The sequence below is a fragment of the Kyrpidia sp. genome, assembly GCF_023512215.1.
Taxonomy (GTDB): domain Bacteria; phylum Bacillota; class Bacilli; order Kyrpidiales; family Kyrpidiaceae; genus Kyrpidia; species Kyrpidia spormannii.
Genome location: NZ_JAILZZ010000078.1, coordinates 1 through 8065 on the forward strand (window position 1 = coordinate 1; position 8065 = coordinate 8065).

Below are 8065 nucleotides of genomic sequence, written 5' to 3' on the forward strand. Positions count from 1 at the left end.
GGTCGGGCCTGAAGGCTTGTCCCCGGAAAGAGGGAATCCTCGTGTCCCCTATGTGCCAGGATATCCTGACGCACGTCCTTAGTCCGAGACAGCCCTTCTGATGGAGGTACGACATCTCGTAACCAATCCACATATATCAGACTGCCGACCGTCGACGATGGACGGGCCTTCGGGCCGGACCCTTCACTTTTCTGATGGGGGTCAAAATTCAGTGCTAACCCGGGGTCAATTCTACTTGACGATCAATATCACCGGATTGTCATTGAGAAAGACCCCACCACCGTTGCGTGATGGGGTCTTTTTTCGTTGGCGCATTGCTGGCGCAATCTTGGCGCTCAAGCATGGTATAGTGGGGGTGGAAAGGTATGCCCGCTGGATGGTACGCAGCGGTGAGAATGGCGTTATGTAGACAGGTGGTTTTCCGGAAAAAATTTCTCCATCCTCTTGCACTATAGTATCATATATAGTACTATAAATGCAGGAGGTGGAGCATGGCAAGGGTAGAGAAAATCGTCCAAAAAATGAAGAGCCGCCCAAACGGGATTAGATACGATGAAGCCGTCAAGGTCCTGAGGTAATACGGATACGAGTTGGTTCGGACGAAAGGTTCGCATCGGCAGTTCAGAAACCAAGACGGCGATGTCATCACACTGAAAGAACAAAACCCATTGAAGGCGGCGTATGTGGAGGAAATCATCAAACGAATCGGGGAGTGACAGGCTCCTCGTCCGTTTAACTCCATTCTGCCCTTGCCAGAGAACAATGGCAAACAAAGATGTTTCGTATTACATGAATCTTCCATACACCATTCAGATTAAACCGCGAGACGATGGTGATGGTTTATACTACTTCGCCAAAGTTCTGGAACTGGACGGTTGCATGAGTGACGGTAAAACTCCGGAGGAGGCATTCCAGAACATCCGGGAGGCCATGGAAGGCTGGTTGGAAGTGAAACTCGAGCATGGCGATTCGATCCCAGAGCCGGAGTCTGACGACGAATATAGTGGTAAGTTTGTCGTGAGAGTTCCGAAGAACTTGCACCGAGAACTTGTTATGAAAGCACGTCAAGAGGGCGTGTCGTTGAACCAGTATGTGTTGTACAAGCTAAGTCGGTAAGTTTTCGAGCGGCACGATTAGGACTGTTATGTTACCGCTACCGTGAAAATCCATAAATTGGCATAGAAAAAGGCCCCCACAGAGTCCATCGGGTGGAATAGACTCTTAGAAGAGGATACTATTGTAAATCTACGCAGGTGTTCTGGCTTCCAGTGTTACCTTGTATCCGAAGCGCTCCAGACGTTTGATGCTGTTTCGGATTGCCGTCTCTCGTTGCTTTCGAGATCCTCGTAAGTCGTCTTTCGTTTTAGCAAATAGTACGCAATGACTAGGATCGTGTGCCCGACCGCCACAGCTGCTCGTTTATTCCCCCGCCGCTGCGCGATGCGTCTGAATTGCGCAGATAGATAAGTGTTTCGTGTTCGTCCGGCTGCCTGAGCGGCCTCCACCAAGGCCCGCCTGAGCGTGGGATTGCCCTTGCGCGTGCGTCCCGATTTCCGTTTCCCCGCACTCTCGTGGCTCCCCGGACACATCCCGCTGCAGTGACTGCGGGAAAAGGGCTACCGCAGTTCCCGATCGACGCTGTCCGCCTATCTGGCTCGCGTACGCCGTGAACGGTACTCGAAACATCATGATTCACCGGTTCGGGTCCAACGACGGCTAGGACGGCGGGAGATGGCGAGGCTGTTGCGGCAACCCGAGGATGCGTATACCGATGAACAACGGCAGTTGTGGACAGTGTGGGTTCAGGATCAGCCGTGGCTTGCCGAGGCTCGCGAGTTGATCCAATCCTTTGAAGCGATGGTGCGACGTCGGCGGATCGGCTAGCTGGGTGGTTGAAGCAGGCCGAACATAGTGGCTTGGTGGAAATCCGTTCGTTTGCGCGAAGCATCCGGCAAAATGTGGAGGCGGTCGAACAGGCCCTGCGTCTGCCGTGGAGCAATGGGCAGGTGGAAGGCCAGATTCACCGGCTCAAGATGCTGAAGTCGAAGCGTTCGATCGGAGAAAAGGCGCGGGCCTGAACCGCTTCCTACGCCCGGTCAGCCTGAACATGCTTCCGAACCACGGCGATAAATTTCGCGAGAGCCGGGGACAGGAAAGCATCTTTGCGCCGGATGAACACCGTGGCAACCTTTCCGTAGCCGTCGGGCAGCTCGTGAACGGAGAGATCGTGTTGTTCGTTCCGAATAATGGAACTCGGCACCAGGGAAATGCCGAGGCCCGCCGCCACACAACCGAGGATCCCGTCCACCGACCCCAGCTCCACGACGGTTCGGTGCCCGATGCCGTGAGCATCGAGCCACTGTTCCAATCGCTTGCGATAGGAGCATCCCTCACGAAAGACCACCAGATTGCGAGAAGAGAGTTCCTTCGGGTCAAGGATGTTGTCATCCCCGGGTTTGGACACGAGAACCAGTTCCTCCTGAATGGTCGCCTCATCGGTGAGCAGCGGATGATGGACAGGGCCGGCCACAAATGCCCCCTCGATTTCAAAGTTCAGCGTCTTTTCCACCAAATGTTCGGTGGGTCCTGTGAGCAAGGAGATTTGGACTTTTGAGTACAGTTTGTGGTATTCGGACAGTATGGCCGGCAGGCGGATGGCCGCGGTGGTCTCCATGGCTCCGATGCGCAGCGGACCACTGGGTGATGAGTTGTCTCGAACCGCCTGTTCCGCTTCCTCGCACAAGTGTAGAATCCTTTCGGCGTAACGCAAAAAGACTTCCCCCGTGGCCGTCGGGGAAACACCCCGGGGATGGCGATGAAACAAAACGGTGCCCAAGCTGGCCTCAAGATGCTGAATTCGGGCCGTGACATTGGACTGGACATATCCCAGTTGACCGGCCGCCTTGGTGATACTCCCGGTTCTCGCGACGGTGACGAAAATGGTCAGATCCCCGAATCTCCACATGCTCGCGCTCCTTGTTGTTCAATCAATCATTAGGAAAGATGGTTATCATCTCGATCATTCATTTTACGAGATAAATTCCGCATTCTACAATGGGTGCAAAAATCCGGGGGTATGCCACATGTCTCGTATAAGAGTAAGCCCCAATCAGGATTACCGTATTCTGGCAGGTGGCGTGTTGGCGCTGTTTATCGCTATGGGCATCGGACGATTTGCCTTCACGCCGATTCTGCCTTTCATGCAAGCTGACGAACATGTGTCGGGTGCCCTGGCGGGTTATCTCGCGTCCAGCAATTACCTCGGATATCTGGTCGGTGCGTTTGTCGCGGGGTTGTCTCAGGTTGCCAAATACAGGGTACCGCTTTACCGCTATTCGTTGGCCGTCAGTATCATCACCACCGGCGCGATGGGGGTGGGCTCGGCTTCCTGGCTGTGGCTCGCCGTGCGCTTTCTTTCGGGAATCGCGAGCGGCTTGGTGTTTGTTCTTGTTTCGAGCATGGTGTTGGACGCCCTGGCCCATCGCGGCCGCCTCAGGTTGTCCGGCATTTTCTACGGCGGTGTCGGACTGGGAATTGCGGCAACCGGAATTGCAGTTGCAACGTTTGGCTCAGCGTTCGGATGGCGCGGGATGTGGTTGGCCATGACGGCGCTCGGCATCGGGCTCGGGGTTCCGGCTGCCCGGTGGATGCCCCGGCAGAGAACCGGGTTAGCTGCACCACAGCCTGGGAATCGATCAGGGGGGCGCGGTGCAGAGCGCGATTATTTTCCGTGGCTGCTGGCGTCCTATGGTTGCGAAGGCGCCGGATATATCATCACCGGCACCTTTCTTGTCAGTTTGGCGGCCGGAGTTCCAGAACTTCACGCCATTGCACCGTATGGGTGGATCGTGGTCGGGATCGCGGCGATTCCGTCCTGTTGGGCCTGGTCGGCCATCGCCGAGCGGAAGAGTGCTATAGTAAGTCTTGCGGCGGCTCTTGTTCTGCAGGCGGTCGGGGTGGTTCTTCCCGTTGTGATGCCGAATCCTGCCGGATTGATGATCGGTGCGATTCTTTTCGGCGGCACCTTTATGGGGATCACGACCATGGCCACCGGGCTCGCCAAAAGGCTTCGCCCTGAGGAAAGCAGTCGGGCCATCGGTTTGATGACCGGGGTCTACGGGGTGGGTCAAATCATCGGCGCCGCTGAGGCGGGTGTGCTCGCCGACCGATCCGGGGGATTTGCGTTGCCCATGGGGGTCGCGGCAACGGTGGTGCTGATGGGAGCCGGCCTGCTCGTCGCCGGGAAGGTGCACTGGGCCGTGGGACACACGGGGGTTTCCAACCACGGGGGGAGTGAGACATGGAAAAAGTGTTGACGGTCGATCCGTCCAATCACCGGGTTGCACGCGCCATGGCTCGCCGGGTGGCGGACATGGTGATCGACCATTTTGCCTCTTTGGCGAATCGACCGGTTTGGCATGAGGGGGACGCATGGCTGCCCGCCGACGGTCGGTCCGGAGAGTGGGCCGAGATTTTGATCGATATGCGGAGCGTTTTGGAACATTCGATGCAGGTGGCCCATCCCAAATTTTTCGGGCACATGGACTCCGGTCCGCTCTTGGTGGCTGTGCTGGCGGATTGGGTGGCCTCCGCTCTCAATCAGAATATGCTGGCTTGGGAACTTTCTCCTTTGGCCACGGCCGTCGAAGAGGAGGTGATCGCCTGGCTGTGTGCCCTATGCGGCATGGATCATGGCGAGGGGTCGCTGGTCAGCGGCGGAACCGTTTCCAACCTGACCGCACTGCTTCTGGCTTTGCAGTCCGTCACCCAAGGGCGGTTCCGGACGGAGGGAGTCTGGGCACTGCGACGTCGGCCCGTCATCTTTGCCTCTGATCAGGCCCATTATTCGGTCGTGAAATCGGCGGCGACGGCGGGCCTCGGGGAGCAATCGGTGGTCAAAATTTCCACCGATGACGCTTTCCGAATGGACCCGGAACGATTGCGAACGGCCCTTCGGGAGGTGAGAGCGTCCGATGCCTCCCCCGTCATGGTAGTGGCCACGGTGGGGACCACCAGTACGGGAAGTGTGGATCCGGTGGACGCGGTGGCGGACATATGCCGGGAGTATGGAGTTTGGCTGCACGTCGATGCCGCCCACGGCGGAGCGCTCTTGTTCAGTGAGCAGAAGAAGCACCTTTTGAAGGGAATCGACCGGGCGGACAGTGTGACCGTCGATCCCCACAAATGGTTGATGCAGCCGAAGAGCATGGGGGCGATCTTGACCCGTCATAAGGGAGCCCTGCGGAACCTGTTCGAATCCGGGGCGCCATATTTAACGCGAAAGAACGAGACATCAGCTCGGCCGCAGAGCCGAGGTGGGATGAGCCTTCAGGGGTCTCGTCGATTCGATGCCCTCCGCCTGTGGGTGACGCGCCGATATTTGGGCGATTCGGGCCTGACAGAGCTGGTCGAACGCAACCTGGCTCAGGTTCGGGCGTGGGCCGACCTGTTGCGGGCTCATCCCGCGTTTGAACTGGCCCATGAACCCGAGCTCAACCTGCTGTGCTTTCGGTACAGACCCGCAGGAGTGGCCGACGAGCGACTCGATGCGATCAACGAAGAGATTCAGCGAGAACTGATGCGCTCCGGGGAAGGGTTTCTATCCGTGACCTCTCTTCGCGGGCGCCGGTGGCTGCGCAGTGTGTTCATCAACCCGACGACCAGGGAGGAAGATATGCGGGCGGTGCTGGATAGCATCGAAAAGATCGGACAGCGGTTGTACGGCAGATGATTCCGGGATCCTGTACAATAGATGGATGCGGTCGCCTCCAGCCGTTGTCGTCTCCGGAATATGCGAAGGACAATTACATCCTATCTGGGCAAGCTCGCGGCCCTGAGAAAGGGGAAGGACCCCGGTGAGGATGGCCGGGAGAAGGCGGCGAACGCGGCCGGAGTGATCGTTATAAAATTTACGCACCGCCGACCTGTTGCGGCGGCTCGGCGGGAATGAGTAGAGAGAATGAAAGGGGACGACATCGTGTCGAATCGAATTCGTGCGAGTAAGCCCGCGGCATACGAATTTGAAATTACGCTGTGCGATGTTCACCCGACCGTGTGGCGGCGATTTTGTGTGCCTGCCAACATTACCTTTCAGCGCCTCCACGATGTCATTCAGGTGGTTATGGGGTGGGAGAATTATCATTTGTACGAGTTTCGATTCGGAAAGACCCGGATCAGTACTCCGGATGATGAGTTTGAAGTGGATGCCACGCACTTTGATGCTCGGAGGAAGCGACTGCCGTCCCTGGGTTTTGATAGGGATGACGTGCTCGGGTACTTGTATGATTTCGGCGACAATTGGATGCACGTCCTGCGGGTGATACGCCCGATCTACGATCTGGGAGACCGTCCCGCATACGCCTGTTTGGACGGGGCGCGATCCTGTCCTCCGGAGGATGTCGGGGGGCCGCACGGCTACGCCGATTTTCTAAAAATCATCAGTCAACCCAACCATCCGGAGTATGAACACATGAGACTCTGGAGCGGCGGAACGTTCAGCCCGATGCGGTTCGACAAAGAGGCCGTCAATCAGGAACTGCGGAGACGGTTTATGGAATGACGGTTTCTTGGGGCTGTCGGATTTTTTTCATTAACCCGATGAGAAATATCTTAGAAATCCAATTCTCCGATTCTCATGGGACAAGGAGGTGTATGCCTGATGAACATCACGAATGTACAATCACAATCCCATTCGCCGGTCCGCGATGCGGCGACGGTCCTTCCCGTTCGCCCGGATGCCGGGAGCGGCTTTCTGGTGTACGCCCTGCGCCGATCCCCCAAACTCCGCGCCTTGCGGGAGTATGGGCGTTTCCCGGCGGATCGGTGGAGGAACAGGATCGCATCCCGAAATGGCGAATCCTTCTGGCTCCTTTTGATGAGCGTCAAGCCACCGAACAGACGGTGTATCGCGAACGAACCAGGCCGGCCATCGAAACGAGAGACTTCCGCCGGCGGTTTGGACCATGGATTGAAAAGCGGATTGGGACCAAGATCCCGGATGATCCGGTTCCCGATTCATCGCTTGATCCTGCGACCAATCTGGCCTCTTGGGTCACAGCCATTCGCGAGTTGTTTGAAGAGACGGGTACATTGCTTGTGGACGGAGATATACCGGATCCCTTTGCGCTTCGGGAGATCCGTCAAAAAGTGGTGAGCGGCGAGATGCGGTTTGGGGAGTTCCTGGAAGAGTACGGCTTGCGGCCCGTTCCGGAGATGTTGAGGTATATGGGTCGCCTGCTTACGCCATCGACGGAAAAACACCGTTTTGATACGCGTTTTTTCCTGGCCCGTCTGCCGGAAGGACAAGAGGTGGACGGTGTGCAGGGACTGACGGGAGAAGCGGTGGAGGATGGCTGGTTCCGGCCGCAAGAGATTCTGGAAAACCGGGAGGGCAGATTTCCTATCATTCCGCCCACCCGCTATGCGCTTGAGACCGTCTCTGCTTACCGTTCGCTTGATGAGTTGTGGGAGGCGTTCTGTCCCTCCACCACTTCCCTGTAACTGACGGGGTGTTCACCGCGGAACGGCCATCCGATTTTCTGGAGCAATTGCAATGGGGTTTTCTGGCCGATCTGGATTTTGGCCTCTTCGGAAATCGGAAGTTGTGAAAATCGTTCCCAAGTCGATCCGATCACCTCCGTCCAGAATCTCAATGCCCCGTTGGGCGTACGATTGCAGCAGTTCCTGATGATCCAGCTGTTGGTATAGTTCATGGTTGACGATGTAGTGGTGGGAATCCGCATGTTCCGCCACCGCCTGATGGAACTCCGCAGTCGATGCGCAAGATTTGACCGAGTATTCGGTGAAACTGCCATCCGGATGGTGGATGCGCAGGTCGTTGCCCGGGTGGGTTTGCGATGCAAAATGCTCAACCTGGAGACCTTGGGCCTGTAGATGGGCAGCCGCGAGATCTTCCGCCATTCGGCCGACGTAGGCGTTGACATAATTGTCAACCGCGCTCTGCCCGTCGTGAAACAGGGATTCAATCTTATTCATCCAGTCCGCATAAGAGGCGTCCCGCATCTCTTGGGCCACTGAGCCAGTCTTGCGTCTCAGATCCTTGACG

General features: G+C 57.0%; 10 protein-coding genes and 1 pseudogene. 8 read left to right on the forward strand and 3 right to left on the reverse strand.

Going from position 1 to position 8065, the window contains the following annotated elements; all coding sequences use genetic code 11:
- Window positions 1–590: 590 nt before the first annotated feature.
- Window positions 591–716 carry a type II toxin-antitoxin system HicA family toxin gene (locus tag K6T64_RS15675; protein ID WP_245543334.1) on the forward strand — a complete coding sequence of 42 codons (126 nt, stop codon included), beginning with the start codon at window positions 591–593 and terminating at the stop codon, window positions 714–716.
- A gap of 73 nt (window positions 717–789) precedes the next feature.
- Window positions 790–1116, forward strand: coding sequence for a type II toxin-antitoxin system HicB family antitoxin (locus tag K6T64_RS15680; protein ID WP_232059752.1), 327 nt, complete (start codon window positions 790–792; stop codon window positions 1114–1116).
- A gap of 129 nt (window positions 1117–1245) precedes the next feature.
- Here the strand turns inward: K6T64_RS15680 and K6T64_RS15685 are convergent.
- Window positions 1246–1595, reverse strand: a pseudogene (locus K6T64_RS15685) (transposase); the annotation flags it as partial.
- 136 nt (window positions 1596–1731) lie between these two features.
- Here K6T64_RS15685 and K6T64_RS15690 point away from each other — a divergent pair.
- Both K6T64_RS15690 and K6T64_RS15695 read left to right on the forward strand, forming a co-directional pair.
- On the forward strand, window positions 1732–1884 hold the full coding sequence (locus K6T64_RS15690; protein ID WP_157935540.1) for a hypothetical protein: 153 nt from the start codon (window positions 1732–1734) through the stop codon (window positions 1882–1884).
- Between the two features lie 8 nt (window positions 1885–1892).
- Window positions 1893–2078, forward strand: a complete 186-nt coding sequence (locus tag K6T64_RS15695; RefSeq protein ID WP_288011002.1) for a transposase — start codon at window positions 1893–1895, stop codon at window positions 2076–2078.
- Between the two features lie 8 nt (window positions 2079–2086).
- Here the strand turns inward: K6T64_RS15695 and K6T64_RS15700 are convergent, their stop codons facing one another.
- Window positions 2087–2965 carry a LysR family transcriptional regulator gene (locus tag K6T64_RS15700; RefSeq protein WP_288011003.1) on the reverse strand — a complete coding sequence of 293 codons (879 nt, stop codon included), beginning with the start codon at window positions 2963–2965 and terminating at the stop codon, window positions 2087–2089.
- 118 nt (window positions 2966–3083) lie between these two features.
- Between K6T64_RS15700 and K6T64_RS15705 the strand changes: the two genes are divergently transcribed.
- The 4 genes from K6T64_RS15705 to K6T64_RS15720 all read left to right on the forward strand — a co-directional run bounded on the left by K6T64_RS15705 (window position 3084) and on the right by K6T64_RS15720 (window position 7500).
- Window positions 3084–4316, forward strand: a complete 1233-nt coding sequence (locus K6T64_RS15705) for a YbfB/YjiJ family MFS transporter (protein WP_288011005.1) — start codon at window positions 3084–3086, stop codon at window positions 4314–4316.
- The gene (locus tag K6T64_RS15710) at window positions 4301–5731 is read left to right on the forward strand and encodes a pyridoxal phosphate-dependent decarboxylase family protein (protein ID WP_288011007.1); all 1431 of its coding nucleotides are present in this window, start codon (window positions 4301–4303) and stop codon (window positions 5729–5731) included. The genes K6T64_RS15705 and K6T64_RS15710 overlap by 16 nt, the downstream gene beginning before the upstream one ends.
- A 228-nt stretch (window positions 5732–5959) precedes the next feature.
- On the forward strand, window positions 5960–6559 hold the full coding sequence (locus K6T64_RS15715; RefSeq protein ID WP_288011009.1) for a plasmid pRiA4b ORF-3 family protein: 600 nt from the start codon (window positions 5960–5962) through the stop codon (window positions 6557–6559).
- 263 nt (window positions 6560–6822) lie between these two features.
- Entirely contained in the window at window positions 6823–7500 is a 678-nt protein-coding gene (locus K6T64_RS15720) for an NUDIX hydrolase (protein WP_288011010.1), read from the forward strand.
- A 12-nt stretch (window positions 7501–7512) separates the two neighbouring features.
- On the opposite strand, the gene K6T64_RS15725 is transcribed toward K6T64_RS15720, so the two are convergent.
- Window positions 7513–8065, reverse strand: a 553-nt coding sequence (locus K6T64_RS15725; protein WP_288011011.1) for a hypothetical protein, incomplete at its 5' end; no start/stop codon positions are given.

Excerpts from the sequence above, each read along its gene's own strand:
- K6T64_RS15680 (WP_232059752.1), top strand. The coding sequence starts at position 790 with ATGAATCTTCCATACACCATTCAGATTAAACCGCGAGACGATGGTGAT.
- K6T64_RS15690 (WP_157935540.1), top strand. The coding sequence starts at position 1,732 with ATGGCGAGGCTGTTGCGGCAACCCGAGGATGCGTATACCGATGAACAA.
- K6T64_RS15700 (WP_288011003.1), bottom strand. The coding sequence starts at position 2,965 with ATGTGGAGATTCGGGGATCTGACCATTTTCGTCACCGTCGCGAGAACC.
- K6T64_RS15705 (WP_288011005.1), top strand. The coding sequence starts at position 3,084 with ATGTCTCGTATAAGAGTAAGCCCCAATCAGGATTACCGTATTCTGGCA.
- K6T64_RS15710 (WP_288011007.1), top strand. The coding sequence starts at position 4,301 with ATGGAAAAAGTGTTGACGGTCGATCCGTCCAATCACCGGGTTGCACGC.
- K6T64_RS15715 (WP_288011009.1), top strand. The coding sequence starts at position 5,960 with ATGAAAGGGGACGACATCGTGTCGAATCGAATTCGTGCGAGTAAGCCC.